This window comes from Oceanobacter mangrovi, assembly GCF_019740315.1.
Classification (GTDB): Bacteria; Pseudomonadota; Gammaproteobacteria; order Pseudomonadales; family Oceanobacteraceae; genus Oceanobacter; species Oceanobacter mangrovi.
On the sequence record NZ_JAHXZR010000001.1, the window covers coordinates 388723 to 415410 of the forward strand.

Annotated in this window: 28 protein-coding genes, 1 tRNA gene and 1 riboswitch; of the genes, 19 read left to right on the forward strand and 10 right to left on the reverse strand. The window is 55.2% G+C overall.

Annotation, left to right across the window (positions count from 1 at the left end):
• Positions 1–165: 165 nt before the first annotated feature.
• Genes hslO through yrfG form a run of 3 tightly spaced genes read right to left on the reverse strand, consistent with a single transcriptional unit; the run spans position 166 to position 2134 of the window.
• Entirely contained in the window at positions 166–1020 is an 855-nt protein-coding gene (gene hslO / locus K6123_RS01640) for an Hsp33 family molecular chaperone HslO (RefSeq protein WP_221793462.1), read from the reverse strand.
• 19 nt (positions 1021–1039) lie between these two features.
• Complete coding sequence (gene hslR, locus K6123_RS01645; RefSeq protein WP_221793464.1) at positions 1040–1441, reverse strand: ribosome-associated heat shock protein Hsp15; 402 nt, start codon at positions 1439–1441, stop codon at positions 1040–1042.
• 33 nt (positions 1442–1474) lie between these two features.
• Complete coding sequence (yrfG, locus tag K6123_RS01650) at positions 1475–2134, reverse strand: GMP/IMP nucleotidase (RefSeq protein WP_221793466.1); 660 nt, start codon at positions 2132–2134, stop codon at positions 1475–1477.
• A 45-nt stretch (positions 2135–2179) separates the two neighbouring features.
• Here yrfG and nudE point away from each other — a divergent pair, with 45 nt between their 5' ends.
• The gene (nudE, locus tag K6123_RS01655) at positions 2180–2746 is read left to right on the forward strand and encodes an ADP compounds hydrolase NudE (RefSeq protein WP_221793468.1); all 567 of its coding nucleotides are present in this window, start codon (positions 2180–2182) and stop codon (positions 2744–2746) included.
• A gap of 15 nt (positions 2747–2761) precedes the next feature.
• Complete coding sequence (locus K6123_RS01660) at positions 2762–3265, forward strand: hypothetical protein (RefSeq protein WP_221793469.1); 504 nt, start codon at positions 2762–2764, stop codon at positions 3263–3265.
• A 20-nt stretch (positions 3266–3285) separates the two neighbouring features.
• Here the strand turns inward: K6123_RS01660 and K6123_RS01665 are convergent, their stop codons facing one another.
• The 3 genes from K6123_RS01665 to K6123_RS01675 form a co-directional block, all read right to left on the reverse strand.
• Positions 3286–3966, reverse strand: a complete 681-nt coding sequence (locus tag K6123_RS01665) for an LrgB family protein (RefSeq protein ID WP_221793471.1) — start codon at positions 3964–3966, stop codon at positions 3286–3288.
• Complete coding sequence (locus K6123_RS01670) at positions 3963–4298, reverse strand: CidA/LrgA family protein (RefSeq protein WP_221793473.1); 336 nt, start codon at positions 4296–4298, stop codon at positions 3963–3965. Before K6123_RS01670 ends, K6123_RS01665 begins: the two co-directional genes overlap by 4 nt.
• Before the next feature lie 21 nt (positions 4299–4319).
• Positions 4320–4404 (reverse strand) — tRNA-Leu (locus K6123_RS01675).
• Between the two features lie 187 nt (positions 4405–4591).
• Here K6123_RS01675 and K6123_RS01680 point away from each other — a divergent pair.
• The 4 genes from K6123_RS01680 to K6123_RS01695 all read left to right on the forward strand — a co-directional run bounded on the left by K6123_RS01680 (position 4592) and on the right by K6123_RS01695 (position 9240).
• Positions 4592–5611, forward strand: a complete 1020-nt coding sequence (locus tag K6123_RS01680) for an AI-2E family transporter (protein WP_221793475.1) — start codon at positions 4592–4594, stop codon at positions 5609–5611.
• Between the two features lie 100 nt (positions 5612–5711).
• Entirely contained in the window at positions 5712–6407 is a 696-nt protein-coding gene (locus K6123_RS01685) for a response regulator (RefSeq protein WP_221793477.1), read from the forward strand.
• 1 nt (position 6408) lies between these two features.
• Positions 6409–7815, forward strand: a complete 1407-nt coding sequence (locus K6123_RS23110; RefSeq protein WP_221793479.1) for a HAMP domain-containing sensor histidine kinase — start codon at positions 6409–6411, stop codon at positions 7813–7815.
• Between the two features lie 159 nt (positions 7816–7974).
• Complete coding sequence (locus K6123_RS01695; protein ID WP_221793481.1) at positions 7975–9240, forward strand: malic enzyme-like NAD(P)-binding protein; 1266 nt, start codon at positions 7975–7977, stop codon at positions 9238–9240.
• A gap of 83 nt (positions 9241–9323) precedes the next feature.
• Here the strand turns inward: K6123_RS01695 and htpX are convergent, their stop codons facing one another.
• The gene (htpX, locus tag K6123_RS01700; protein WP_221793483.1) at positions 9324–10205 is read right to left on the reverse strand and encodes a protease HtpX; all 882 of its coding nucleotides are present in this window, start codon (positions 10203–10205) and stop codon (positions 9324–9326) included.
• Positions 10206–10375: 170 nt separating this feature from the next.
• Here htpX and K6123_RS01705 point away from each other — a divergent pair, with 170 nt between their 5' ends.
• The 7 genes from K6123_RS01705 (at position 10376) to K6123_RS01735 (ending at position 15808) form a co-directional block, all read left to right on the forward strand.
• Entirely contained in the window at positions 10376–10816 is a 441-nt protein-coding gene (locus tag K6123_RS01705) for a hypothetical protein (RefSeq protein WP_221793485.1), read from the forward strand.
• Between the two features lie 13 nt (positions 10817–10829).
• Positions 10830–11147 (forward strand): hypothetical protein, encoded by a 318-nt coding sequence (locus tag K6123_RS01710; RefSeq protein ID WP_221793487.1) that lies wholly within the window; start codon positions 10830–10832, stop codon positions 11145–11147.
• Positions 11144–11479, forward strand: coding sequence for a hypothetical protein (locus tag K6123_RS01715; protein WP_221793489.1), 336 nt, complete (start codon positions 11144–11146; stop codon positions 11477–11479). The genes K6123_RS01710 and K6123_RS01715 overlap by 4 nt, the downstream gene beginning before the upstream one ends.
• 66 nt (positions 11480–11545) lie before the next feature.
• Positions 11546–11651, forward strand: a riboswitch (TPP riboswitch).
• A 103-nt stretch (positions 11652–11754) separates the two neighbouring features.
• A complete protein-coding gene (locus K6123_RS01720) occupies positions 11755–13908 on the forward strand; it encodes a TonB-dependent receptor (RefSeq protein WP_221793491.1) in 2154 nt (717 codons plus the stop codon).
• Positions 13909–13981: 73 nt separating this feature from the next.
• Positions 13982–14251 (forward strand): YkoF family thiamine/hydroxymethylpyrimidine-binding protein, encoded by a 270-nt coding sequence (locus tag K6123_RS01725; RefSeq protein ID WP_221793493.1) that lies wholly within the window; start codon positions 13982–13984, stop codon positions 14249–14251.
• Between the two features lie 33 nt (positions 14252–14284).
• Positions 14285–14917, forward strand: a complete 633-nt coding sequence (gene pnuC / locus K6123_RS01730; protein WP_221793495.1) for a nicotinamide riboside transporter PnuC — start codon at positions 14285–14287, stop codon at positions 14915–14917.
• A 6-nt stretch (positions 14918–14923) separates the two neighbouring features.
• Positions 14924–15808 (forward strand): phosphotransferase, encoded by an 885-nt coding sequence (locus K6123_RS01735; protein WP_221793497.1) that lies wholly within the window; start codon positions 14924–14926, stop codon positions 15806–15808.
• A 13-nt stretch (positions 15809–15821) separates the two neighbouring features.
• On the opposite strand, the gene K6123_RS01740 is transcribed toward K6123_RS01735, so the two are convergent.
• Positions 15822–16808 (reverse strand): homoserine kinase, encoded by a 987-nt coding sequence (locus K6123_RS01740; RefSeq protein WP_221793499.1) that lies wholly within the window; start codon positions 16806–16808, stop codon positions 15822–15824.
• A gap of 23 nt (positions 16809–16831) precedes the next feature.
• Complete coding sequence (locus tag K6123_RS01745) at positions 16832–17134, reverse strand: DUF2782 domain-containing protein (protein WP_221793501.1); 303 nt, start codon at positions 17132–17134, stop codon at positions 16832–16834.
• Positions 17135–17245: 111 nt separating this feature from the next.
• On the opposite strand from K6123_RS01745, the gene polA reads away from it, so the two are divergent.
• On the forward strand, positions 17246–20041 hold the full coding sequence (gene polA / locus K6123_RS01750; protein ID WP_221793503.1) for a DNA polymerase I: 2796 nt from the start codon (positions 17246–17248) through the stop codon (positions 20039–20041).
• A 300-nt stretch (positions 20042–20341) separates the two neighbouring features.
• On the opposite strand, the gene yihA is transcribed toward polA, so the two are convergent.
• A complete protein-coding gene (yihA, locus tag K6123_RS01755; RefSeq protein WP_221793505.1) occupies positions 20342–21049 on the reverse strand; it encodes a ribosome biogenesis GTP-binding protein YihA/YsxC in 708 nt (235 codons plus the stop codon).
• 171 nt (positions 21050–21220) lie between these two features.
• Here yihA and K6123_RS01760 point away from each other — a divergent pair, with 171 nt between their 5' ends.
• The 5 genes from K6123_RS01760 (at position 21221) to glmS (ending at position 26667) form a co-directional block, all read left to right on the forward strand.
• Positions 21221–21532: a c-type cytochrome gene (locus K6123_RS01760; protein WP_221793507.1), complete on the forward strand. Its 312-nt coding sequence runs from the start codon at positions 21221–21223 to the stop codon at positions 21530–21532.
• A 60-nt stretch (positions 21533–21592) separates the two neighbouring features.
• Positions 21593–22219 carry a c-type cytochrome gene (locus tag K6123_RS01765; RefSeq protein ID WP_221793509.1) on the forward strand — a complete coding sequence of 209 codons (627 nt, stop codon included), beginning with the start codon at positions 21593–21595 and terminating at the stop codon, positions 22217–22219.
• Positions 22220–22393: 174 nt separating this feature from the next.
• Positions 22394–23029: a thiol:disulfide interchange protein DsbA/DsbL gene (locus K6123_RS01770; protein ID WP_221793511.1), complete on the forward strand. Its 636-nt coding sequence runs from the start codon at positions 22394–22396 to the stop codon at positions 23027–23029.
• A gap of 152 nt (positions 23030–23181) precedes the next feature.
• Entirely contained in the window at positions 23182–24747 is a 1566-nt protein-coding gene (locus tag K6123_RS01775) for a GGDEF domain-containing protein (protein WP_221793513.1), read from the forward strand.
• Between the two features lie 96 nt (positions 24748–24843).
• Positions 24844–26667, forward strand: a complete 1824-nt coding sequence (glmS, locus tag K6123_RS01780) for a glutamine--fructose-6-phosphate transaminase (isomerizing) (protein ID WP_221793515.1) — start codon at positions 24844–24846, stop codon at positions 26665–26667.
• The last annotated feature ends 21 nt before the right edge of the window (positions 26668–26688 follow it).

Below are 26688 nucleotides of genomic sequence, written 5' to 3' on the forward strand. Positions count from 1 at the left end.
GTTTGTGCTGAAAGGCGAGCAAGTATGCCAGAAAAACATGCCTGCGCTAAGTACCTGGCCATTGGTCAGATTAATAACCCGCATAACAGCGCTCTATCCCGGGCCTGTGGTGGAGCGGGTTGCCGCGGCTTCCAGCTGCTACGGCAGGCCGGGTATTATACCGATTTAATGCAAATTATTCTCGGGAAAGAGTTCTGGCAAGTCATCTTGTCCAAATTGGTAGTGTTGCTGGCAGAACTCGCAGTTGACGTCGATGGTGCCGGTTTCCTGCAGCATTTCGACGATTGCCTGATGACCAACCTGATGCAGCGCAGTGGCCAGTCGCTGACGTGAGCAGGTACAGAAGAAACGCAGCGCGGTAGCCGGGTACAGACGCACGGTTTCTTCATGATAAAGGCGGTGCAGCAGGGCTTCGTTGTCGAGGCCGAGTAGTTCTTCGTCCTTGATGGTTGACGCCAGGTGCGACACCCGGTCCCAGGCATCCTGGTCGATTTCTTTCTGCTCGGATGGCAATTGCTGCAGCATGAAACCGGCCGCCTGTTGGCCATCACAGCTGAGCCAGAAACGGCTTGGCAGCTGCTCGGATTGGCTGAAGTAGTCTTCCAGCGCAGCAGCGACGTTACCACCATGAATCGAAGTAATGCCCTGATAACGCTGGCCTTGCTCTGGTTCAAGAGTAATCACCATCTGGCCGTCTTCGAAACTCAGCTGGTCATCCGGCTGGTCGGCGTCATAACGGGCGATACCACGCAGCTGGCCCTGTTCATCGGCTTCGGCCTGCAGCAGTGAAATATGGCCAGGCAAGCGAATTTGCAGCGTCAGGCGTCCCTTGAATTTCAGGGTCGCGCTCATCAGTGCGGTGGCGGCCAGCAGTTCACCCAGCGCGACGTTGATGTGCTGCGGGTACTGGTGGCGGCGGATGATTTCGCTGAAGCATTCGTTCAGGTGGGCGATTTCGCCACGAATCGGTGCGGCATCAAAAGAGAAGCGCTGCAGCAGATCAGCACTGGTTGTTGTCATTCTGTTTTACCTGTGGTGTTCAAAGGTCCTGATAGACCTTTTCAAAACGGCGCATATCGCGACGTTCTTTCTTGTTGGGCTTGTGGTCTGGCACTGGCATCGAAGCGCGGGCAACCCGACGGTCTTCGGCATTGTCCATGCGGGCCTTGATGCTTTGGGGCGTTTCTTCATAAAGCAAGCGGGCTTCCGGTGCGCCGCGGCGTTGCTCTGACAGGCCGGTGATCACCACTTCCTTTTCATCAAAGCCCTGACGGATTTTCAGTACAGCACCCATTTCAGCCATCTTGCTGACCTTGCAGCGCTGGCCGTCGTAATGGACCTTGCCGCCTTCAATGGCGGTTTTGGCCAGTGAGCGGGTTTTGAAAAAACGCGCAGCCCATAGCCACTTGTCGAGACGCAGTTTTTGAGTGGATTCGGTCACGGTCGGGATTCGCCTCCAAAGCTTGCCAGGGGTTCAAAATAACCCGAGTTCGTCAAAGTGATGAACACCGGGAAACTGATCCTGTTGCGTGGGTGGTTTGGCGCTGTCGGGATGCTGGATCGCCAGCAGCTGGCCAATTCCCCAGCGTTGGGCGGATTCTAGCACAGCCAGGCTGTCATCAATTAACAAGGTGTGTTGCGGATTAAAGCCCTCATCCCGCTGTAAATGATCCCAGAATGCCTGACTTTCTTTTGGTTCGCGGTAATCGTGGGAGCTGATGATGCGGTCGACGTACTGGTCGAGGCCGGTGTGCAGCAATTTCAGATCAACACTGTCGCGATGGGCGTTGGTGACGATCACCCGTCGTTTGCCGAGTTCGGCCAGCTTGTTCAGAAATTCACGGGTATGAGGCCGGTAGCCAATCTTGTGGGCAACGTCTTTTTTCAGTTCGGCGATGGGCAGGCCGGTGAGTTCGCTCCAGTGGTCGAGACAATACCAGTTCAAAGTGCCGCGCAGGCCAATAAAACTCTTGTTGAGTTCTGCCAGTGCCTCGGCCGGTGATAGCTGATGGTGGCGGGCGTAAACCTCTGGGACGTGGTTAAGCCAGAAGTGGTTATCAAAATGCAGATCAAGCAGGGTGCCGTCCATATCCAGCAAAACCGTCTCAATCTGTTGCCAGTTGATCACTGTCATCGGGTTATACTCCGGTGGTTTGTAGCTATTGTACGCAGGCTGGTTATGGATAAAAAACCGCAGATTCTGCATCGCTCGGTGGTGGCGCAAAGCCGCCTGTTCAAGGTCGAGGCGGTGGAGCTGAAGTTCAGTAACGGGGTTGAGCGTACCTATGAGCGGCTGGTATCCGGCGGTCATGGGGCGGTCATGATGGTGGCTTTACTGGACGATGAAACCGTTGCGCTGATCCGTGAATACGGCGGCGGCGTTAACGATTACACCCTCACGCTGCCAAAGGGCGCGGTCGATATGGGGGAAACCATGCGCGATGCCTGCAACCGCGAACTGCAGGAGGAAATCGGTTACGCGGCGCGGGAATTTGTCTATCTCAAGCGGCTGAGCCTGTCGCCCAGCTACATGAGTGGCGGCATTGACGTGGTGCTGGCGCGCGATGTGTACCCGTCGAAGCTGGACGGTGACGAACCTGAGCCACTGGAGCTGGTGCCATGGAAACTGGCCGAGTTGACTGAACTCTACGGTCGGGATGACTTTTCCGAAGGCCGCGCAGTGGCGGCGCTGGCGCTGGCGGTGGAATATCTCAATGGTCGTTTTGAGGGCCAGCCGCTGACCTGACGGCGGCCAATGTTGATGTCGAACAGCGAAGAAGAAAAACGCCAGCTGGAGCATCAGGCCGCCAAGCTGTTTATGCGTGCCTATGAAAAGGAGACGGGCCATAAAATCCGTCATCTCTGGCATAACCGGCCGCGTAAACCGGATGTTTCCTGTCTGCTGGAAGGCAGCAAGCTCGACATCGAAGTGGCACATTTATATGGCAGTGAAGCAGAAGCGATGGCCATTCTTGGTCGACACCTTAATGCCGACACTCGTCGTGAACTGATTGAGCAGGCGCTGGAGCAGAACACCGACCAGCGGCTGGTCAACGCCCTCAATCGTATCCTTGCCCAGAAGGCCGGTAAAAGCTATCGCAGCCAGCGGGTCTGGTTACTGATTCGTAATGCTCATCCGGCCTGGAATGCCCGCAAGATCCAGCAGTTCATCAACAAAATCCAGATTCCCGAACGGCATCCGTTTGAGCAGATCTGGATTCTTGGTGATATGCACGGCACGTCGGGTATTCAGCGGCTGGCGTAAACCTGCCCATTGCTGCGGATTCAGAACAGCCAAGGCAGCAGGATGGCGTGGAGGGTGGCGGTGAGGGTCATGGCGGTGGCGGCGTAGGCCGATTGCACCGGCCCCAGTTCCAGCGCTCTGGCTGTGCCGATGGCATGGCCGCAGGTGCCCAGTGTCAGGCCAACGGTTTCCGGCTGATCCAGTTTCATCAACTTCAGCATTGGCGCAATCATGACGGCTCCCAGAATGCCAGTGACGATAACAAAACTGGCGGCCAGTGCGGTATTGCCGCCCAACTGCTGGGTCACAGCAACGGCCACTGGTGTGGTAATCGACTTGGCCAGCATGGTGGTAGCCAGCACGTCATCGTTCAACAGCCAGTCTGTCAGCCACCAGGCAGCAGCAATGGTGGTCAGGCTACCAGCGCTGATCGCCAGCGAAATACGCAGCCATTGGCGTCTGAGCGTGTGGAACTGCTGATACAGCGGTACTGCCAGCATCACAATTAACGGCCCCAGCAATTCGTGCAGGAAGCGTCCGCCTTGCATGTAGGTGACATACGGTGTTGCAGTAATGGCCAAGGCGCCAACCAATAGCAAAATTGCGGTCAGGATCGGTGGCAGGAAAATCGGCTTGTGCAGCTTCAGGTACAGTTGCTGGCCGGCAATAAAGGCGGCGATGGTCAGAAAGGCCCAGAACAGTGGCGTTTGCAGCAGCATCATGATTTGTTTTTGCCTCCCTGCATGATCAGCCCACAGACGATAATTCCCGGGATCAGGCTGACAATCAGAATGACCAGCAGCAGCGGGCCTTTTTGCTGCAGCAGTTCAGCCTGGCTGGTCACGCCAACACTGACCGGTACCAGAAACATCGGCAACCAGGGCGACAGAAAGCGGGTGGTAGTATCCAGCGAATGAGGGACTTTGCCGCGCAGCAGTAGAAACACCAGCAGCAGTAACATGCCACAAATGGCTGCAGGAACAGGGAGTTGAAGGAGATCTTGTAGCCAGGTTCCTGCCATCAGGAACGTCAGCAGAATCAGAAAGCCTGCCATTGGCATCCCCTGATTAATTGATGGTGCGGAAGGAGAGACTCGAACTCTCACACCTTGCGGCGCTGGAACCTAAATCCAGTGCGTCTACCAATTTCGCCACTTCCGCAAAAGAGCCGCGAATACTACAGATAAACTTTTGTTTTGCCAAGCTCGGGGCCGTATGCCGCGTTCTGTTTCGCAATTCCGGGGCTGACCTGGTCAGGCTCGTTTGTAAAGCGGGTGAGGCACGTGCGTTCGTGGCGACGCTGAGGTAAGTTGCCAACCATATGTACGGCCCATCGATGGAGAGACGAGTGTCGAACAATTCAAGCTTCTTTGCCAGTAACCTGTTGCTGACCCTGGCGTCAGCCATGATTGTCATTGCTGGTATTCGCAGTGCTGCCGATATGCTGGTGCCGTTTTTGTTGGCGGTCTTTATTGCTGTGCTGAGTGCACCGATTCTGCACTGGATGCATCGGCGCGGGATTCCTGATGTATTGTCAGTGTTGTTGTTAATGTTGGGGTTTCTGGTTGTTGGTACCGGACTGACTGCTTTTTTGGGCGGTACCATCAATGCGTTCTATCGCGATATTCCGGTCTACGAAGGCAAACTGCAGGCGCTGATGGAGCATGTGGTCAGTTGGTTGACCGGCCTCGGCATCGAAGTGCCGGATAATATTCTCAAGGAATATGTGAATCCCGGCGTTGCCATGAGTACGGTGGCGAAAATTTTTAATGGTCTGGGTGGCGTACTGACCAACGCGTTCCTGATTCTGTTTACTGTGGTGTTTATTCTGTTGGAAGCCTCTGGCATGCCAGCCAAGATCAAGCGCGCCTTTGGCGAACATACCACTACGCTGGCGCACTTTGAGCGTTTCAGCGATCTGGTACAGCGTTATCTGGCGATCAAAACCCTGATGAGCCTGGGCACTGGTCTGAGTATTGGCCTGGTGTTGTGGATTATTGGTGTTGATTATGCGCCGGTGTGGGCCTTGATTGCCTTTATGCTGAATTATATCCCCAACATCGGGTCAATCATTGCAGCCGTACCAGCGGTGCTAGTGGCCTTGATTCAGCTGGGGCCTGCCGAGGCGTTGGCTACTATTATCACCTACGTGGTGGTTAACACCCTGTTTGGTAACGTGATTGAACCGAAAATGATGGGGCGTTCGCTCGGCCTGTCGACGCTGGTGGTGTTTTTGTCGTTGGTTTTCTGGGGCTGGGTACTTGGGCCGGTGGGTATGCTGTTGTCCATCCCGTTGACAATGGTTGTCAAAATTGCGCTGGAAACCCGTCAACAAACCCGATGGTTGGCGGTTCTTTTGGACCATTAGCGCCAAAAATTTGTAAGTAATGACGGTCGCTTGCAAAATATCGTAAACCCGATTGGGGCGCCGTCAGACTCTGCCTAGACTTGTGATCAGGAGGATTGAAATGAAATCTATTTTACTTATTGACGATGATGTCGAACTGGGCGAGTTGCTGCAGGAATACCTTTCTATGGAAGGGTTTGAACTGACGCCGGTACACGACGGTGAAAGCGGTCTGGAGCAAGCGCTCAGCGGCCGTTACGACCTGGTACTGCTCGACGTCATGCTGCCGAAACTGAATGGCTTTGAATTGCTGCGCAAGCTGCGCGCGCAGTCTACTGTGCCCGTCATCATGCTGACCGCCCGTGGTGAAAGCGTTGATCGGGTACTGGGGCTGGAGCACGGAGCTGACGACTACATTGCCAAGCCTTATCACCACCATGAGCTGGTGGCCCGCATTCGTGCCTTGTTCCGCCGTATCGATCTGACTGGTGAAGAATCTAGTGCTCCCGCGGACGGCGTGCTGAAAGTGGGCGAGCTGGTGTTGACGCCGACTGATCGCAGCGTGGTGATTCATGGCGAAGAGCTGATTCTGACGGGTGCTGAATTCGGCGTGCTGCAATGCCTGATGGAACATGCCGGTGAGCTGGTCAGCAAGGACAACCTGTCGATGGCCGCACTGGGCAGGGCCTTGATGGCTTACGATCGTTCGATCGACATGCACGTCAGCAACCTGCGCAAAAAACTGGGGCGTCGTGATGATGGCGGCGACTGGATCAAAACCGTCCGCAGTCGTGGTTATCTACTGGTGAAATCCTGACGTGACTGCACCAGCCTCCTCCCGGCTGTCACCCCAGCACCGGGTGCGCTGGTATCAATCCCTTTACCTCAAGGTCTTCCTCTGGTTCTGGCTGGCGATTGCGCTGGCCATGGGCATTGCCGTGGCTACCAGCAGCTGGTTGTCCGACGATTTTATCAAACCCGCCAACCGTGATAACGCCCGTCTGTTGATGGCGTTGATCGAGCGCCAGCCGCCGATTGTGGCAGAAGGGCGCATGCTCTGGAGTCAGCTGCGACCCGGCTGGAATCTGGTCGCGGTGCAGATCGACCGCATCAGCGAATTGCCCCACGACCTCGAAAAATTTGCCGACCATGCCGCTGATGAAGGTGTACTGATGTACGGTCAAAGCGACGGCTGGCTGATGCTGGGGCCCGTGCAAAGTGGTGGCTATCTTTACATAGGTGTGTCGCGTCAGGTCTGGTCTAACTTTCTCGATGATAACCGTCGCTGGGTCGTCCCTGCGGTGGTGCTGGTGGTGGTGACGCTGTTGTGTTTCGCCCTGGTCTGGAGTCTGACGCGGCCGATGCGGCGTTTGCAGGAAGTGGTGCGGCAAATGGCTGACGGTAACTTTGATGTCACAGCCCTGAGCCAGGATGTCAGTCGCCACGATGAATTGGGAGTGCTGATTGCCGAGGTTGCGACCATGGCCGATGCTACCCGGAGGCTGCTGCAGAGCCACCAACAATTACTGCGGGATGTCTCTCATGAATTACGCTCGCCGCTGACCCGCCTGCAAATTGCGCTGGGATTGGCGCGCAAGAAAGATAGCCAGGGGGTTGTAGCAGCGGAGCATGATCGTATCGAACGTGGTGTTAATCAGGTTGAAGGTCTGATCAGCCAGATTCTCGATCTGGCGCGCTTGTCACAACTGACTGCGGGTCAGTTACAGCTGGAAGAAAGCGACCTGCTGGAAGAAATGGAGCACTGGTTGCTGGATGCTGAACTGGAAATCGAAGCGAAAAAGCTGACGCTGGTAAAGCAGTTTGAGCCAGTAGTTCCTGCCTGTGAGTGGGACTGGGTCCTGGTAGAGCGAGCAGTCGATAACCTGATCCGTAATGCCATTCGTTATTCGCCGGATGGCGGCCAGCTGCTGGCCAGTGTGCAGCAGCGCGACGGCATGCTGATGATCGCGATTCAGGATCAGGGCCCCGGGGTGCCTGATGACATGCTGGAAAGCATTTTTACCCCCTTCACCCAGGTGGACCCGGCGCGTAGCCCGGGGGCTGCCGATACGGGTTATGGGCTGGGGCTGGCACTGGTCAGCCGGGTGACCGAGCTGCATGGTGGCAAGGTTATCGCCACTAACTGTCAGCCGGGTTTGCGGGTTGAACTGCAGCTGCCAGTGCAATTGCCAGGGGCGCCAACAACCATGATTCCAGATCAATAACACTGTGAATGATATTCATCATTTTGGTGCGATGGTGGAAAATCAGCAGTCTTTTTGATATTAAAGACGACCCGTTAAATGTCCGATGTGAAATTAGACGTTGGTTGAATAAGTCGGACATTGGGTTTCAAAACACAAAAAAACGACTGGATGAGCACTATGTCAGAAGATTTCAAGCAAGCCGCTCTGGACTATCACCAATTTCCAAAGCCAGGCAAGATCAGCGTTGAGCTGACCAAGCCAGCGGCTACCTCACGTGACCTGTCGCTGGCCTACAGCCCGGGCGTGGCGGAGCCAGTGAAGGAAATTGCTGCCGATCCGGAAAATGCCTACAAGTACACCGCCAAGGGCAATCTGGTTGCCGTAATCTCTGACGGTACCGCGATTCTGGGTCTGGGCGACCTGGGTCCATTGGCTTCCAAGCCGGTAATGGAAGGCAAGTCACTGCTGTTCAAGCGTTTCGCTGGCGTTGACTCCATCGACCTGGAAGTTGAAAGCGAAAGCCCACAGGCCTTCATCGACACCGTACGTCGTATTGCGATCACCTTCGGTGGTATCAACCTGGAAGACATCAAGGCGCCTGAGTGCTTCGAAATCGAACGCACCCTGATCGAACAGTGTGATATTCCGGTATTCCACGACGACCAGCATGGTACTGCGATTGTAACCGTTGCCGGTGCACTGAACGCACTGGAAGTGGTTGGCAAGAAAATCGAAGATGCCAAAATGTGTGTACTGGGTGCCGGTGCTGCTGCGATTTCCTGTTCCAAGCTGATGATCCTGGCCGGTATGAAGCCAGAAAACATCTTCATGTGTGACCGTAAAGGCGTGATCCACAGTGGTCGTGACGACCTGAACCAGTACAAGGCCATGTTCGCGGTTGAAACTGACAAGCGTACTGTTGATGATGCCCTTAACGGCGCAGACATCTTCCTGGGTCTGTCTGGTCCAAACATGGTGACTGGTGAGCAGATCAAGGCGATGGCGGCAGACCCGATCATCTTCGCCTGTGCCAACCCGGTTCCTGAAATCATGCCGGAAGTGGTTGCTGAAGCACGTCCAGACGCCATCATGGCAACTGGCCGTTCCGACTACCCGAACCAGGTCAACAACGTTCTGGGCTTCCCGTTCATTTTCCGTGGTGCTCTGGACGTTCGTGCCAAGCGCATCAACGAAGAAATGAAACTGGCCGCTGCCAAGGCGCTGGCTGGTCTGGCGAAAGAACCGGTAACTCAGGAGGTTCTGGATGCCTACGGTCTGGAGTCTCTGGAATTCGGCCGTCAGTACATCATTCCGAAAGCCGTTGATTCCCGCCTGCTGGGTGCAGTCTCGACTGCCGTAGCACAGGCTGCGATCGACACTGGTGTTGCGGTTGCCAAAGAGCTGCCAGCCAACTACCCGCTGAAGTCTATCGCTGATATCTGATCAGTGAGCTGAACGACAGCCAATAAAAAACCGCCCCTCTCAAGAGTGGCGGTTTTTTTTGTGCTCGTCAGACGCGAAAGCGCTTAAACGCCGTAACGCTGCTTCAGAGCATTGATACGCTCAGGCAGTGGTGGGTGAGATGCGGCCAATGCTGACAGCTTGCCTTCACCGCGAATACCAAAGGCAACCAGCTCACCATTCAGTTCGGATGGCTGGTCGTAGGCATCCTGCAGGCGTGCCAGCGCGCTTATCATGGCCACCGGGCTAACCAGTTCGGCACCGGCAATATCGGCGCGGTATTCGCGACGACGGCTGAACCAGGCAACGATAAACGAGGCCAGAATGCCGAGAATGATTTCAGAGACAAACGTCGCGATGTAGAAGCCAATACCCGGGCCGTCTTCGTTTTTCAGAATAGCCTTGTCGACGAAGTTACCGATGATACGGGCAAAGAACATCACAAAGGCGTTTACCACGCCCTGAATCAGCGCCAGCGTGACCATGTCGCCGTTGGCAACGTGGCCAATTTCGTGGCCCAGAACGGCTTTGACTTCTTCCTTGTCCATGCGCTGCAACAAGCCGGTCGAAACCGCCACCAGAGCGTCGTTACGGTTCCAGCCGGTTGCGAAAGCATTGGGTGCTGCAGAAGCAAAAATACCCACTTCCGGCATCTTGATACCCGCTTTCTGGGACAGCTCCTGCACTGTGCTCAGCAGCCACTGCTCACCAGCATTGTGAGGAGTCTCAATGACCTGCACGTTCATACCGCGCTTGGCCATCCATTTCGACAGCAGCAGCGAGACAAACGATCCGGCCATACCAAAGACCAGACAGAAGACCAACAGGGCGCTGAAGTTCAGCCCCTGTGAGGTCATGTAACCGTTAAAGCCCAGTAACGACAGCGTAATACTGGCGACCAGCACTACGGCCAGGTTAGTGGCCAGAAACAGAATGATGCGCAACATGGGTTTCCTCCGGAGATTGTCACATCGCAAATAAGTGTCAGTATGACCATAAATTGTGGCGCGTGTTGCATAATTCAAGGTATGAATTTTGTGTACGGCATGAACCTTCGCAGTTTCACGCTGGTCTGACTCTCAGGCCAGCATTCAGGCCCTCACTCATGGATGAACCAATGAATAGAATCGCACAACTGGCCGCCGTTGTTTCTATCGGCGCTGCTCTGCAAGCCTGTACCAGTGTATCTTCGGTGCATTTTACTGATCGCAGTTATCCCGTTGATACGACCCGGCTCAAACCCGTCACTTTTCGTTTTGACTATGGTGCCCTCAAAGCGGCTGAAATCGGTCAGGCTGTCGGCGGTGACAAAGGTGGTCTGGCCGCCTTGGTCGTCGCCGGGATTGTTGCCTCTACCGGTGATCCGGATGCCCCTATCGTGATTAATTCCTCGTTATCTGGCGAGCTCGATTGGGTTGCCATGATGCTGGAAGACTGTCCTTCCGGGCGCCTGACCAATGTCCGTTCGATGGTTGAAACCAGAGAGTGGCCTTTCTACAAACAAACCTGGCTGGATCTGCACGCGGATTGTGTATTGACTCCGGCATCTCACAGCTGACAAGGAAATCGTTATGAAACATTGGTTGGCTACCGCCGCTATCTCTACAGCACTGCTGACGGCTGGATGCACATCGCTGCACTCTGTGTCCTTGACCCAGGTACCTGCAGATCGCAGTACACCAGTATCGGCGACAGGAAATCAGTACTCGTTGCTGGGAATCGCCTTTAATAACAGCTTTGTTGATCGGGCTACTGCGGAGTTGCAGCAACAGTGCCCGCATGGCGAGCTGCAAGGGGTTCTGACTGAGTATGACACCACTCTCTATGTGTTGGTCGCACGTCGTACTGTGAAAGTTACGGGTTACTGTGTTGAAGGGGCTGGCTCATGAAAGCTCTGATTACTGTCGCCACACTGACGGCATTGCTAACGGCACTTCCGGCGCAGGCAGACTGGTTGCGTCAGCATTTCACCAGTCCGGTGGATGCAGTACCGGAAGGCTATGCTGCCCGTCCGGTCAATGCCTCGGCTTCTCGTACACTGGTGTTTTCGATCGTCACTTCGGATGGCGATATGGTTGCGGATGCCCGGCAGGCTTTGTTGGCCCAGTGTGCTGGAGCCATTACCGGCGTCAGCTCCTTACTGATGCGTGAGCCGCATTTCTTTTACTACAAGGATCGTCTGGAGCTGTCAGGCTTGTGCCTGGAGCCAGTCCAGCCCTGATAGAACTAGCGGCAGAACTGAAGTTCAGAAGAGCTTAATTTCTGCGCTGTCGACAGTTATAATCCCGCTCGTCCCAGGGGGTGGCTCATGTGAGCCTGAGATTTGCCAACGGCATAAACCCCTAGAACCTGATCCGGTTAGTACCGGCGTAGGAATGGGCGAGTGTCGGGTTTTCCCTTCGGCATATCGATATTTCTTGCGGCTGTTCGCAGCCACCTACGCAGTTCCGTCTGAACCGGGTCTCCTTTTGGAAGTAATTAAGAGGATCGACCCCAGTGAATGTTTCCCCTTCGCCACTTTGGCTGGCGCTCGCCACGGCTGTAACCGCACCGGCTTTTGCTGCCGATAGCAACAATGATGTGATTGAAGAAGTGGTGGTCACTGCTGACTTCCGTCAAACCGATGTTCAGGCGATTCCTGAAGCGACGACGGTGGTTGGTGCCGATGCTATTGAGCAGCGTTCGGCTGATCATCTGGAAAGCCTGCTGGCGCTGGCGCCTAATGTGAACTTCAGTTCCGGTGCTTCCCGTGGTCGTTATTTCCAGATTCGTGGCATTGGTGAGCGCAGCCAGTTTGTTGACCCGGTGAATCCATCGGTGGGTTTGCGCATCGACGGCATCGACATGACCGGTCTCGGCGGTGGCGCAGGCCTGTTTGACGTGCAGCAGGTCGAAGTGCTGCGTGGTCCGCAAGGCACCCGTTTTGGTGCCAATGCACTGGCGGGCATGATCAATATTGAAAGTAACGGCCCGACCGAAGCATTCGAAGGCATGGTGTCTGCCAAAATGGGTAACTACAACAGTTACGCCTACGGTGCGGCTTTGTCCGGCGAAGTTGGACCGGGCCTGCAGCTGCGTTTAGCCGCCCAGCAAAACGTTTCCGATGGCTATATGCACAATGCCTATCTGAATCGTGATGATACCCAGAGCATCGACGAAGAATTGCTGCGTCTGAAAGGCGCGCTGGCTTTAACGCCAAACAACCAGCTGGACTTCACCTGGCTGTATATCAACGTCGATAACGGCTACGACGGTTTCTCGCTGGATAACACCCGCACCACCTATTCCGATAATCCGGGCGAAGACAAGCAAAACACCCGTGCAGCGGCACTCACCTGGACTTCCACTGCGGCGGCAGCCTTTGATCTGCGTGTACATGTCTCGGGTAGCAACAGCACTACAGATTATGGTTACGACGAAGACTGGGGTTATGGTCAATACGACGATACCACTGGCACTTGCGTGGTGGTGGGTACCTGTCTGGCCAATCAGGAAGGCGCCTGGGGTTACAGCTCCACCGACCAGTACCTGCGTGACTACCGTCGCCGTGAACTGGATATCCGCCTGACCTCGGCAGAAGCCGGTCGCCTGTTCAACGACAGCGCCGACTGGGTGGTGGGTTATTACCAGATGTCCCGTGATGAAGATCTGCTGCGCTATTTCTTCAACTGGGATACCTATATGGACGCGACCTTCACCAGCGATCTGGGCACTGACGCCCGGGCGGTTTATGGCGAACTGACGATTTCTGTGACGGACTTGCTGACCATTACGGCTGGCCTGCGTGGAGAACGCTGGACTACCGATTACCGCGACAGCAATGGTATCGACAATGATCGCAGCGAAAACCTCTGGGGTGGCAAGCTGACCGCTGAATACCTGCTCAGCGACAGCCAGCTTGCCTATGCGTCCGTGGCTCGTGGCTACAAGGCCGGTGGTGTGAATACTGACCCGGACATCAGCGAAGACAACCGTACCTTCGACACCGAATACAATGTAGCGTGGGAAGCGGGTCTGAAGTCGTCCTTGCTGGACGATCAATTGAAAACCCGCCTGGCAGCTTTTTACATCCTGCGTAAGAACCAGCAGGTTAAAAGCTCCTATGCCGTCGCCAACGATGTCGGTGCCGGTTACACCTTCCAGGACTACCTGGCCAACGCCGCCGAAGGCCAGAACTATGGTCTTGAGCTGGAAAGCGATTGGGCCTTGACGGACGAATTGAGCTGGACCTTCAGTGGTGGTTACCTGAACACTGAATTTCTCGACTATCAGTATGAAACCGCCGATGGCACCTTCAGCATGAATGGTCGAGAGCAGGCGCAGTCACCGAAATACAGCTTTGCCAACAGCCTGGCTTACGCCTTTGTCAGCGGCCTCAGTCTGACACTGGAAAACGAAGCCAAGGACAGCTTCTATTTTTCAGACAGTCACAACGAAAAAGCCAAATCCTATGTGTTGTGGCACGCCCGGGTTGCCTATGACGCCGCCAACTGGCAGCTGGCCTTGTATGGTCGCAACCTCACCAACGTTGATTACGAAGTGCGTGGTTTCCACTTCGGTAATGACCCTCGTGATGGTTATACCAACCAGCGCTGGGTGCAGTATGGCGAACCGCGTTTGTATGGTGTTGAAGGCAAATACTTCTTCTGACAGCCGTTCACTCACAGCGAGTCAGGCTTATCAAGGAGCCTGATTAGCTCTCAACCTTTATTGGAGAACCCGTATGCAATTGTCTGTTGATATCAGCGCCTACCCACTGGCTGACGACTATATTCCGGCCATCAAAACCTTTATCGAACGGCTGCAGCAGACGCAAGGTCTGACCGTAGTCTGCAACACCATGAGCACCCAGGTATTTGGTGACTATGATCTGGTCATGAGCGTGCTGGCAGCAGAAATGAAACTGTCGTTCGAAACCTTCGGCAAAGCCATTTTTGTCTACAAGATGATTCCGGGTACCAACCTGGATCCGGCTCTCAAGCCACACGGTTAATCCGTTTTCTGAATTCGAGTACGAGACCGCCTGATGAATGACATTCTCAAACAGATAATCGATGCCTTTATGGCCCAGAGCGGGGCCGAGATGGTTGCCGTCGCACTGGGCGTTGCCTATCTGGTGTTAGCCATGCGCCAGAGCAACTGGTGCTGGTATGCCGCCTTTGGCAGTACGGCGATTTTCAGCTGGTTATTCTGGGATGTCAGCCTGCTGATGGAGTCAGCGCTCAACGTCTATTATCTGGTGATGGCGGTTTATGGCTGGTGGGCCTGGAAACACGGCAGCAGTGACAATCATGATGCCGAATTGCCGGTCCAGAGCTGGAGTGGTCGTCATCACCTGCTGACCTTGCTGGCAATTGCTGTGCTGACGCTGGTGAGTGGTTATCTGTTATCTGCAAAGACTTCAGCGGCGTTGCCGTATCTGGATTCCTTCACCACCTGGGGCGCTGTGATTACCACCTGGATGGTAACTCGCAAGGTACTGGAAAACTGGCTCTACTGGATCGTTATCGACACCGTTGCCATTTATCTGTACATCGACCGTGGTCTGTACCTGACCGCGCTGCTGATGATGATTTATGTGGTGCTGGCAGTGGCGGGCTGGTTTATGTGGTCGAAGGATTATCGCCAGCACCATGAAACCGTTTCACAACCAGGCTGACGTCGCTTGAGTCCGGCCAGGGTTTCCCTGTTCAGGGTGCTGTCGGAATGGCGCGACTGGCAGCTGTGCCAATCAGCACCGAAGTTGACCGATTGCGCGGTACTTCCGGGAGGGCTGACCAACCAAAGCTGGTTGCTGAAACTGCCAGAGGGCCGGTTTGTATTGCGGCTGAACGCTGCTAATGGCGGCCAGCTGGATATTAATCGGCAGGCGGAGTATCAGGCGCGGACATTGGCGGCAGCGCAGCAACTGGCGCCTGCCGTGCGTTATCGTTGCCCGCAGGAGCGCTACTGGATCAGTGATTATCTGGTTGGTGAACCGCTGTCGCAGCAGCTGTTGGCGGGTTCACCCACCGACCAGACCCTGCAGCAACTGGCTGGCCAGCTGGGTTGTTTGCATGGCTTGCCGCTGGACGATCTCGATAACATGCCAAGGTTGCAAGTCGCGCCCAAGGCGGCGGTCTACTGGCAGTTGATTCACCAGCACTACGCTTCGACTTATCCACAGTTCGACTGGTTGGCGCTGGAGCAGCAACTGCAACGGCAGCTGGCGGCAGCACCGTCAGAACGTCTGAGTCTGTGCCATATGGACGCCAATCCGGATAACTGGATTCACACGACTAACGGCTGGCAGTTATTGGATTGGGAGTACGCCGCACTGGGCCATCCTTACTGGGATCTTGCCGGGCTGGTGGTTGCGGCCGGTTGGCGCGGTGAAGTGTTGCAGCGCTGGCTGGCGGCCAATCAGCTGGTGGCTGACGACCCGGTCTGGCAACGGGCGCTGGCGCAGCAGCAGTATTTCTCGGTGTTGTGGTACGGCGCCCAGCAATTGCTGCCTGCCGAACGCTTGTGGCAGCAGTTACAGCAATTACGGATCAATACAGAAGACTGAACAGCCCGCTGAATCAGACGCTTTGTTGGCGGCGCAGTATCAGCTTGTCACGCAGCTCGTTGGGATCCTTGCTGATCGCCATTTGCTCCGAGCCTTGTTGCAGACTTTCAGCCTGATGGAAACGGGTCAGAATCCGGCTCAGCCAGAAGCGCAGTGCTGCTGCTCGCAAGGCCATCGGCCACAGTTGCTGTTCGGCCGCAGTAAAGGGCCGTACTGACTGATAGCCATCCAATAATGCTTCCAGCTGGCCGCTACGCCATGCACCGCTGGTATTGCAACACCAGTCGTTGGCCATAATCGCCAGATCAAACAACCAGGCGTCCTGACAGGCGTTATACAGATCCAGAATGGCGCCGACTTTGGGGCCGTCGCTGGTGGTTTCAAACAGCATGTTGTCGTGGAACATATCGCCATGAATCCAGCCCCGCGGTAATGCCAGCCAGTCGGCATGAATCGCTTGTTGCTGGGCAATTTCATCACGCAGCAATGCCATATCGTCAGCCGGCAATCCGGCCGCAAAGGTGCCAGCCATGGTGATCCACCAGTCCAGCGCCCGTGGGTTCGGCCGCGGCAGGGTCAGGTCGGCAGCATTCAGATGCAGTTGTGCCAGCGCAGCAGCTGCGAGGGCAATATGCTGGCTGGTTGGCTGGCTGATGTGTTCGCCACGCAGCCGGGGGCAGAGGATTGCAGGCTTGTGTTCTAGGCAATGCAGCCACTGGCCCTGGCGGTCTTCCAGCGGCGCCGGGACCGGCAAGGCCTGATCTGGCTGGCGCTGGTTGGCTTCACCCAGATGGCGGGCAAGGGCAATGAACTGTTCCACTTCGTCGGCGGCATGGTGCTCGAAAATCGTCAGCACATACTCGCCCATGGTGGTGAACACAAAATAGTTGGTGTTTTCGATGCCCGCACTGATGCCCTGAAAGGACACCAGTTCGCCGAGATCAAAAACAGTCAGCCAGTCCCGCAGGGTGGCTTCTGAAACCGGGGTATAAACAGACATACAAGCCTTTTAGCAGTAACCGCTTACCAGCGGAAGATCACCCACTTGGGAACCACCACATCCGGGTTGTCCTTGCGGACAAACTCTTCGCCCGGGCCATCTTTTGGCACCAGATAGTAGGGCTTGCCGGTTTTCGGCTCGACCTTGATTTCGACCAGCTGGCCGTTTTCGCGGAATTCGTAATAGGTGTTGTCGCCATCGTTGCGAATGGTGACCGACTCTCCGGCGGGATTTTCCGCCTGGCTGGTAAGGGGCAACAGGGCGGTCAACGCCAACAGGCTGGCGGAAATCAGGGTACGCGTGCTGCGGCGTGAGAGAGTCTTCATGTTAGGATGCCTTCCGTTTGTATCTTGTTTTTCATTGTATGCTGCCTGACGCATGAACACACAGTGTTCGCTTCAGGTTTTTCGCCCTGCGCCAATCACAGGAATTCCACTATGTCCAAGACAGTCGTGCTGATCGACGGCTCCTCTTATCTGTTTCGTGCCTTTCACGCCTTGCCGTTGCTGACCAATTCCGACGGCCTGCACACCAATGCGGTAAAGGGTGTGATCAGTATGATCAAACGACTGCAAAAGGATTATCCGGACGCCCAGATGGTGGTGGTGTTTGATGCCAAGGGCAAAACCTTCCGCAACGACATGTACCCGGACTACAAGGCCCACCGGCCACCGATGCCAGAAGAACTGCGGGAACAGATTGAGCCGATTCACAACGTTATCCGGGCCATGGGCTTGCCGCTGCTGATCATCGAAGGTGTTGAGGCCGATGACGTTATCGGCACGCTGGCAGCACAGGCCGAAGCCAGTCAGTGTCAGGTGATCGTGTCGACCGGTGACAAGGACATGGCGCAGCTGGTGGATCCGCATGTCTCACTGATCAACACCATGACCAACACCTTCCTCGACGTTGACGGCGTGAAGGAGAAATTTGGTGTACCACCACAACACATCATCGACTACCTGGCGCTGATGGGCGACAAGGTCGATAACATTCCCGGCGTCCCCAAAGTCGGTGAAAAAACCGCCGTTGGCCTGGTTGCCGGACTGGGTTCGCTGGAAGATATCTACGCCAACCTTGATAAGGTCAAGGAGCTTGAATTCCGTGGCGCCAAAACCATGGCTGCCAAGCTGGAAGAGCACAAGGAGCAAGCGTTTCTTTCCAAACAACTGGCGACTATCAAGTGTGACGTTGAACTGGAACAGCCGTTAGGTGAACTGCAAAACTCGGCCATCGACAAGCCAACGCTGCTGGCCTTGTTCAAAACCATGGAATTCAAGGGCTGGATTGCCGAGCTGGCAGATGACAGTGAAGCCACTGCCGTTGCCAGCATTTCCGCACCGACTAACGCCGCTGGGGCTGATGTTGGCAGGTCTGATGCTGGTGCAACAAGCCCGCTAACCGCCGACGTGATGGATCAGCCAGGCGAATACCAGCTTATTCTGCAGCAAGCCGAACTCGACGAGTGGCTGGCAAAACTCAAGGCCAGCGAACTGTTCGCCTTCGATACCGAAACCACCTCACTGGTGTACAAACAAGCCGAAATTGTTGGTGTTTCCTTTGCTGTCGAAGTCGGCAAGGCCGCTTATGTGCCACTGGCGCATGATTATGAAGGCGCACCGGAGCAGCTCAATCGGGACGCTGTGCTGGCGCAATTGAAGCCGCTGCTGGAAGACCCAGAACAGAAAAAAGTCGGCCAGCATATGAAGTACGATGCTCACGTGTTGGCGAATCATGGCATCGAGTTGCGCGGCGTGCAGTTTGATACCCAGCTGGAAAGCTATGTGCTCGATTCGGTCGCGACCCATCACGATATGGACAGCCTGGCGCTGAAATATCTGGGCTATAAAACCGTGTCGTTTGAAGACATCGCGGGCAAGGGCGCGAAGCAGAAGACGTTCAACCAGATCGAACTGGACGTTGCAGGCCCTTACGCCGCTGAAGATGCCGATATTACCTTGCGTCTGCACCAGACCCTGTGGCCAAAACTGCAACAGCAAGGTGGTCTGGCGCAGGTATTCAGTGACATCGAAATGCCGGTAATGCCCGTGCTGACGGCGATGGAATCCCTCGGTGCGCTGATTAATGCCGATATGCTGTACGAGCAGAGCGGTGAAATTGAACAGAAGCTGCAGCTGCTGGAACGCCAGGCACACGATGCTGCCGGACAGGTGTTCAATCTGGGGTCACCCAAACAGCTGGGTGAAATCCTGTTTGAAAAACTGCAGCTGCCAGTGATCAAGAAAACCCCCAAAGGCGCACCGTCGACCGCCGAAGAAGTGCTGGTACAACTGGCGGAAGATGGCCATGAACTGCCACGGCTGATTACTGAACACCGTGGCCTGGCGAAGCTGAAAAGCACGTACACCGACAAGCTGCCAGCCATGATCGCGGGTTCAACTGGTCGCGTGCATACCTCCTATCATCAGGCGGTAGCGGCTACCGGTCGTTTGTCATCCAGTGACCCGAACCTGCAGAACATTCCGATTCGCTCCGACGAAGGCCGTCGTATTCGGCAGGCGTTTGTGGCGCCAGAGGGTTACAAGCTGGTAGCGGCGGACTATTCGCAGATCGAATTGCGCATCATGGCGCACCTGTCCAATGATGACGGCTTGCTGAAAGCCTTTGGAGAGGGCCGCGATATTCACCGCGCCACGGCCGCTGAAGTGTTTGAAGTAGCAGAGGCGGATGTGACCGATAACCAGCGTCGCAGTGCCAAGGCGATCAACTTTGGTCTGATCTATGGCATGTCTGCCTTTGGTCTGGCCAAGCAACTGGGCATTGGCCGGGCTGAAGCGCAGGACTATGTGAATCTCTACTTCCAGCGTTATCCGGGCGTGGCCGACTATATGGAAACCACCCGAGAGCAGGCCCGTGAGCGGGGTTATGTCGAAACCATCTTTGGCCGTCGTTTATACCTGCCGGAAATCAAATCGAAGAACGTACCGCGCCGTCAGCACGCTGAGCGCACCGCGATCAACGCGCCGATGCAGGGCAGTGCGGCAGATATTATCAAGCGCGCCATGATTCGGGTGTTCGACTGGCTGCCGCAATCTGGTTTTGATGCCCGCATGGTGATGCAGGTGCACGATGAACTGGTGCTGGAAGTGAAAGAAGATCAGGCGGAGGCCTTTGCCGAAGCTCTCAAACAGCAAATGCAGGCCGCTGCAGATCTGAAAGTCCCACTGCTGGTGGAAGCGGGTATTGGTGATAACTGGGAACAGGCGCACTGATCTTTTTGAAGCGGCTATAAAAAAGGCCCGGGCGTTAGGGGAAACGAGCCGGGCCAGACTTCGGATTCTTGGGGGAATGGCCGAAGAGTAGAACTACCTATGAAGAGAGATGGAGGTTGTGAACCACCACTAGCCATACAGGCCTAGTAACAATATAGATCAGCCTGCACGGGCAAGGTTCCACCTCGATCTGAAAATTAGCCAGATATTTGTAATTTATCGTGAGATCAAAACGCTGTTTGTTGCGGAATTGCTAACAAAACAAGAGTTCTGTAAGAGGGGCAGGCTATGGCGGCAGGATTATTCCGCCGCGTTATCACCCTGTGACGGCTCTTGTTTGTCTGTATCAGCAACCGCCTCACTGAGGCCTTCTGCAGCAGGCTCGTCGTCGGCTTCAGCCGGGATCAACAGCTCGTTGAGGCGCGCCTTGAGCTGATCCAGTCCCTGGGCCTTGAGCGACGAGAAAATCTGTACGGTTACCGGGATCGTCAGGCTGGCGGTCGCTTTCTTTACTTGCAGCAGGGCTGCCTGGGCAGCACCGCGTTTGAGCTTGTCTGACTTGGTCAGCACCAGGTGCAGCGGCATGCCTTTTTTCTCGGCCCAGTCGATCATGGCGGTATCGAAATCCTTGAGCGGATGACGAATGTCCATCAGCAATACCAGGCCAACCAGAGCTTCACGATTCTGCAGGTAATCACCAAGCTCTTTTTGCCAGGCGTTTTTGACGCCGACTGGCACTTTGGCGTAGCCATAGCCCGGTAAGTCGACGATCGCGAGCGGCAAATCACCAATCTGGAAGTAGTTAATTAGTTGAGTACGCCCCGGCGTTTTACTGGTACGCGCCAGTTTTTTCTGGCTCGTCAAACAGTTCAGTGCGCTTGATTTACCCGCGTTGGAACGCCCGGCAAACGCCACTTCCCGGGAAATTTCCTCAGGGCATTGGCTTAGTTTGGCGGCACTACGAAGGTAGTGGGTCTTGGTATAAGTCAATGAATCCTGGTTTGGCATAGGGTAAACGTAATGACCGTCTGGTTTTTGATGATATATAATGCTGGGCCTTTGAATGGCGTAGCCAGTCTAACACAACCGAATTCGGCTGGCATTCAGGCCTATAAGTCTCTCTGCTACGGCATTGGATGAGACTACAGAACACTATAATGACTGATGAGAGAGATGCCCATGACCAAACTCCTGTCCCTGATCGCAGCCGCTTCTGCTATCGTTCTGTCCGCCAATGTTCAGGCCTTTGATGCCGAAGCCAAGTTCAATACCGCTTGTGTTGCCTGTCACGCTCCGCAAACTGCGGCGGCGCTGGGTGCTCCGGCTGCTCATGATGCCGCTGCCTGGAAGCCTCGACTGGAAAAAGGCATAGATACACTGGTAAACCACGTGACCAACGGTTTTAATGCGATGCCTCCACGTGGCCTGTGTATGGACTGCACTGCAGAACAGTACAAGGCGCTGATCACTTTCATGTCAACGCCTAAATAAAACAAGTGTGGAGCTAACTCCGCCAGCGAAAAAGAATTCACTCACTAACTGGATCTGACGATGAAAAACCTGTTGATTAGCCTCTTTGTTTCGGCCGGACTGATGTCCGCGGCACATGCGAGTGACGCGAACTCTGCCTACCAGGGCAGCGCGGATGCTGGCAAAGCAAAATCTGCAACGTGTGCTGCTTGTCACGGTGCTGACGGTAACAGCATGGTGCCTACCTTCCCTAAACTGGCTGGTCAGGGCGAACGCTACCTGATCAAGCAGATCACAGATATTCGTGAAGGTCGTCGTTCCGTTCCTGAAATGACTGCATTTGTTGCTGCGCTGAGCGATCACGACATCGCTGACCTGGCCGCCTACTTCGGTAGCCAGACTCCAACTGGTGGCGGTGCCAAGGAAGAACTGGTGGAGCTGGGTCAGAAGATCTACCGTTCTGGTATCGAATCCAAAGGTGTTCCTGCCTGTCTGGCCTGTCACGGTCCAAATGGCAAGGGTGTAGAACTGGCTGGTTTCCCTCAACTGGCTGGTCAGCACGAAGCCTACACCTCCAAGCAGCTGCATAACTTCAGCTCTGGCGCCCGTACCAACGATGGCGATACCAAGATGATGCGTGACGTTGCCTACCGCCTGCACGATTCTGAAATCGAAGCAGTTGCCAACTACATTCAGGGTCTGCGTTAATCCCACACCCTGTTGAAAGAAGCGGCTCCGGCCGCTTTTTTTGTGCCTTGTGCCGACCAGGGAACCCTGAATACCGTGATTGGTAACAAGCATGCCTGTGCGGTCGGGAACCTTTGTGTGAAAATAGTGCTCAATAGCGGTTCCGAATTGGCGACATAACCTATGGAGAAAAAGATGTTCGCGCAGATCAAACGCTGGCTGATACTGCCGATGATGATGCTGGCATCAGTAGTCATGGCTGAAGAATACAAGGCTGGTGAGAATTACACCGTGCTGGATGAACCGGTGCCTGTGCTGGCAGATGGCAAGGTACATGTTGAAGAAGCCTTCTGGTATGGCTGCCCACATTGTTTCCATCTGGAAAGTTACGTTGAACCCTGGATCGCCAAATTGCCTGCCGATGTAGAGTTTACCCGTGTGCCGGCGATGTTTGGTCGTGCCTGGGTTGCGCATGCCCAGTTGTTCTACACCACTGATGTGCTGGGCCTGCAGGACAAATTGCACTCAGCAATCTTCAAAGCCATTCAGGTTGGCCGCCAGCGCTTGCTGACTGAAGACGAACAGCGTGACTTCCTGGTCAAAAACGGCGGTATTACCGCTGACCAGTTCAACAAGGCCTACAACGGTTTCTCGGTGAAGTCCCGTATGCAGCAGGGTGACAAGCGTATACGTGCTTTCCACATCAGTGGTGTACCGGCGCTGATTGTTAACGGCAAATACGTGGTATCTGCCAGCTCTGCCGGCGGCCAGGACAAGATGACCGACGTGGTTGATTTCCTGATTGCCAAGGAACGTGCGGCCAGCAAATAAGCTGACCTATTCCGTCGCACCTCAAGAGCCGGGCTAAATGCCCGGCTTTTTTATTGCTCTTTTTCTGTGCCAGCTTTTTTGGTGCTGACGCTCGCCGCCTGACGCTGACTATCTATACTTCTTCGAGGTCCGTATCGAAACAGGCGAGGCATATGGATAGACAAGACGCTACCGGTGAACAGTGGCGGACAAAATATCAGACGCTGGCAGACGAATTTGAGGCGTCCTCGCAGCAATGGCAGCGACAGCAGGAGCAATGGCGTCGTAATTGTGTTGCGCTCAGCCTGCTGGCTCAAGGCCAGGACAGCCTGCTGGACGTCCAGTTACGACAATTGCGCAAGGAGTTCAAACGGGACCAGCCTGGCAGTACCGAGATCGAACCGCTGGAAAGTCTGCTGCAACAGTTTGAAGAACGTACCGGGCAACAGCAAAAGCTGCTGGCGAAAAGTCTGCAACAGGCGGTTGCGAGCCTGGCGGCAGGCGCACTGACACCACTACAGCAACAACGTCTGGAAGGACTGCGGTTACGCATCGATGACAAGCTGCAAAGCTGGTTGGGAACTCGTGAATTATTAGCCGAGTGGATCCAGTTACTGCCAGTGGAGTCGCTACCTCATACCACTACTGCTGCTAACAAAAAAATCGAGTCGGTCGAATCTCCAACAGTCATTGATGATCCTCTGCGTTTCCATGATGGCGTTTGCCGTGGGGTGCGACGTTTGCTGGGGCAGCTGAATCTGCCTGCCGATCACCAGCAGCAGGCGGAACGGTTGCGTTTGCAGATTGAAGATAAGTCAGACATCGACAGTCTGGTGATGGCGCTGGATCAACTGACCGATCTGGTGGTGGCTTCACTGGCTGATAGCCAGAATGAACTGGAAGGGTTTCTGCAGCAGCTGGATCAGCAATTACAGGCCCTGCAGTTGCATCTCGGCAAGGATTGTCTGCTGATTGGCGAAGGTCAGGATTCGCGTCAGTCGCTCAATGTCGAGGTCCAGCAGCAGGTACATGAATTGCGAAGTCTCGTGAACAGCAATACCGAAATCTCCAGTCTGGGATCGCGAATCCAGCATTATCTGTTAACCATCCTGTCGGCTATTGACCGCTTTGAAGTTCGCGAACAGGCCCGTGAGCAACAGCAGCAGCAGGAAATGGATGAACTACAGCAACGTTTGCAGGAAGTTGAAAAGCAATCGGCAGACACCCGTCGGGCACTGCAGCAGCAGCGCAAACTGGCTTCCCGGGATGCCCTCACCGGTCTGCCTAACCGGCTGACCTACAATAACCAGATTCGCCAGATCTGGCCGCAGCTACAGCAGGGTCAATCACTGCTGATCGGTGTGCTGGATGTTGATCATTTCAAGCGCATCAACGATCAATACGGTCATCAGGCGGGCGATCGGGTACTGAAACTGATTGCCCGGGTACTGCGGAAACAGCTGCCACAGCAACATTTTCTGGCCCGTTATGGCGGCGAGGAATTTGTCCTGCTGTTACAGGATCTGGACGCTCGCCAGGCGCAGGCGTTGGCCAATACCCTGCGCGAAGCCGTTGCTGCTGTGCCGTATCATTTCAGGGGCGAACCGGTATCCATCACCGTATCAATCGGTCTGGCGACAGCGGAGTCGACTGCCGCATTTGAACAGGTGTTTGCACAGGCGGACCGGGCGCTCTACCAGGCCAAACAGCAAGGCCGAAATCGCGTTGTGATGCTCTGATTCGCGTTCCTTTACATGCTGCAGCACGCCTGTTGACTGCTTTATGGTAATCTCCTGCACATACTATAAATGCCCGGAACAGCAGGAGTTATCTATATGTGTGGCATTGTCGGAGCCGTTGCCCAGCGTGATGTAATCGAGATTTTGCTGGAAGGCTTGCGCCGTCTGGAATACCGCGGTTATGACTCCGCCGGAGTGGCAGTGCTGGATGCTGCTCATCAGCCAGCACCGCTGCAGCGGTTACGTCGACTGGGCAAGGTCCAGGCGTTGTCTGACGCGGCTGCCGAGCAAGGGTTGGCTGGAGGCACCGGCATTGCCCATACTCGCTGGGCCACCCACGGTGAACCTTCCGAAGCCAATGCTCACCCGCATGTTTCTGGCGATATCGCGGTTGTTCACAACGGTATTATCGAAAACCACGAAGGCCTGCGGCGGGAGCTGCAGGCCGAGGGTTTCGTATTCCAGTCGCAAACTGACACTGAAGTGATTGCTCACCTGATCGCCCGTGAAACCGCCGCCGGACAGCCACTGCTAGCGGCGGTCAAAGCCGTGCGTAAACGACTTGAAGGTGCTTACGGCATGGTGGCGGTCAACAGTCAGACGCCAGACCGCATCGTAGTGGCGCGTTCCGGCAGTCCGCTGGTGATTGGTTACGGTATTGGCGAGCATTTTGTCGCTTCAGACCAGCTGGCACTGCTGCCGGTGACGCGCCGGTTTGCCTTTCTGGAAGAAGGCGATGTAGCTGAAATTACCCGCCAGAGCGTCGAAGTCTTCGACCTCAATGATCAACCTGTGGTGCGTGAAGCCCGGGAAAGCTCGGTTGAACACGATGCCGGTGACAAGGGCGAATATCGCCACTACATGCTGAAAGAAATCTACGAGCAGCCACAGGCGATTACCAACACTCTGGAAGGCCGTTTGCTTAACGGCCAGCTCAATCTTGAGGCGCTGGGCGATCTCTCTGATGTTGACTCGGTACAGATTATCGCCTGCGGCACCAGCTACCATGCTGGTGTTACTGCTCGTTACTGGATTGAGTCGCTGGCGGGGGTTGCCTGTAACGTCGAAATTGCCTCCGAATTCCGCTATCGCCAGCCAGTGATTCGTCCCAACACCTTGCTGGTGACCATTTCCCAGAGTGGTGAAACGGCTGATACCCTGGCAGCCTTGCGTCAGGCCCGCGCCCAGGGCATCACCAAAACCCTGGCAATCTGTAACGTACCGGGCTCCTCGCTGGTACGAGAATCCGATATGACCCTGTTGACTCGTGCCGGAGCAGAAATTGGCGTGGCTTCGACCAAGGCTTTCACTACCCAATTGGCGGCCTTGTTACTGCTGACTGCCGGGCTGGCAGAACGGCGTGCCGACGCTGCTGCGGTGCAGCAAAAAATTGCCAATGCGCTGGCGACCTTGCCGGGCCTGATCCAGCAAACGCTGGGCATGAACGAAGCCATCGAAAAACTGGCCGAACGTTTTGCTGAAAAGCACAACGCGCTGTTCCTTGGTCGTGGTGACCAGTACCCGATTGCGATGGAAGGTGCGCTGAAGCTGAAGGAAATTTCCTATATTCACGCCGAAGCCTACGCCGCTGGTGAGCTTAAACACGGCCCGCTGGCTCTGATTGATGCCGAAATGCCGATTGTAGTGGTCGCACCGCACAACGACCTGGTTGAAAAGCTCAAATCCAACATTGAAGAAGTACGCGCACGCGGAGGTGAACTGTACGTCTTCGCCGGGGAATCCGCCGAAATCAGCAGCGCCGACAATATGGTGGTGGTTCCGGTGCCGAACTGCGACGACCTGATCGCACCGATCGTTTACACCTTGCCGCTCCAGCTGCTGAGTTATCACGTGGCGGTGATCAAGGGGACGGACGTAGATCAGCCAAGGAATTTGGCCAAGAGCGTGACGGTGGAGTAGCCAAAATGGTTGGTTACTCGT

Coding starts and splice junctions, on each gene's coding strand:
- K6123_RS01660 (WP_221793469.1), top strand. CDS start 2,762: ATGTCGAACAGCGAAGAAGAAAAACGCCAGCTGGAGCATCAGGCCGCC.
- K6123_RS01725 (WP_221793493.1), top strand. CDS start 13,982: ATGCAATTGTCTGTTGATATCAGCGCCTACCCACTGGCTGACGACTAT.
- K6123_RS01710 (WP_221793487.1), top strand. CDS start 10,830: ATGAAACATTGGTTGGCTACCGCCGCTATCTCTACAGCACTGCTGACG.
- hslO (WP_221793462.1), bottom strand. CDS start 1,020: ATGACAACAACCAGTGCTGATCTGCTGCAGCGCTTCTCTTTTGATGCC.
- K6123_RS01765 (WP_221793509.1), top strand. CDS start 21,593: ATGAAAAACCTGTTGATTAGCCTCTTTGTTTCGGCCGGACTGATGTCC.
- K6123_RS01740 (WP_221793499.1), bottom strand. CDS start 16,808: ATGTCTGTTTATACCCCGGTTTCAGAAGCCACCCTGCGGGACTGGCTG.
- K6123_RS01685 (WP_221793477.1), top strand. CDS start 5,712: ATGAAATCTATTTTACTTATTGACGATGATGTCGAACTGGGCGAGTTG.
- K6123_RS01670 (WP_221793473.1), bottom strand. CDS start 4,298: ATGGCAGGCTTTCTGATTCTGCTGACGTTCCTGATGGCAGGAACCTGG.
- K6123_RS01760 (WP_221793507.1), top strand. CDS start 21,221: ATGACCAAACTCCTGTCCCTGATCGCAGCCGCTTCTGCTATCGTTCTG.
- K6123_RS01770 (WP_221793511.1), top strand. CDS start 22,394: ATGTTCGCGCAGATCAAACGCTGGCTGATACTGCCGATGATGATGCTG.
- htpX (WP_221793483.1), bottom strand. CDS start 10,205: ATGTTGCGCATCATTCTGTTTCTGGCCACTAACCTGGCCGTAGTGCTG.
- K6123_RS01715 (WP_221793489.1), top strand. CDS start 11,144: ATGAAAGCTCTGATTACTGTCGCCACACTGACGGCATTGCTAACGGCA.
- glmS (WP_221793515.1), top strand. CDS start 24,844: ATGTGTGGCATTGTCGGAGCCGTTGCCCAGCGTGATGTAATCGAGATT.
- K6123_RS01745 (WP_221793501.1), bottom strand. CDS start 17,134: ATGAAGACTCTCTCACGCCGCAGCACGCGTACCCTGATTTCCGCCAGC.
- polA (WP_221793503.1), top strand. CDS start 17,246: ATGTCCAAGACAGTCGTGCTGATCGACGGCTCCTCTTATCTGTTTCGT.
- K6123_RS01665 (WP_221793471.1), bottom strand. CDS start 3,966: ATGATGCTGCTGCAAACGCCACTGTTCTGGGCCTTTCTGACCATCGCC.
- yihA (WP_221793505.1), bottom strand. CDS start 21,049: ATGCCAAACCAGGATTCATTGACTTATACCAAGACCCACTACCTTCGT.
- K6123_RS01775 (WP_221793513.1), top strand. CDS start 23,182: ATGGATAGACAAGACGCTACCGGTGAACAGTGGCGGACAAAATATCAG.
- pnuC (WP_221793495.1), top strand. CDS start 14,285: ATGAATGACATTCTCAAACAGATAATCGATGCCTTTATGGCCCAGAGC.
- yrfG (WP_221793466.1), bottom strand. CDS start 2,134: ATGACAGTGATCAACTGGCAACAGATTGAGACGGTTTTGCTGGATATG.
- nudE (WP_221793468.1), top strand. CDS start 2,180: ATGGATAAAAAACCGCAGATTCTGCATCGCTCGGTGGTGGCGCAAAGC.
- K6123_RS01705 (WP_221793485.1), top strand. CDS start 10,376: ATGAATAGAATCGCACAACTGGCCGCCGTTGTTTCTATCGGCGCTGCT.
- K6123_RS01695 (WP_221793481.1), top strand. CDS start 7,975: ATGTCAGAAGATTTCAAGCAAGCCGCTCTGGACTATCACCAATTTCCA.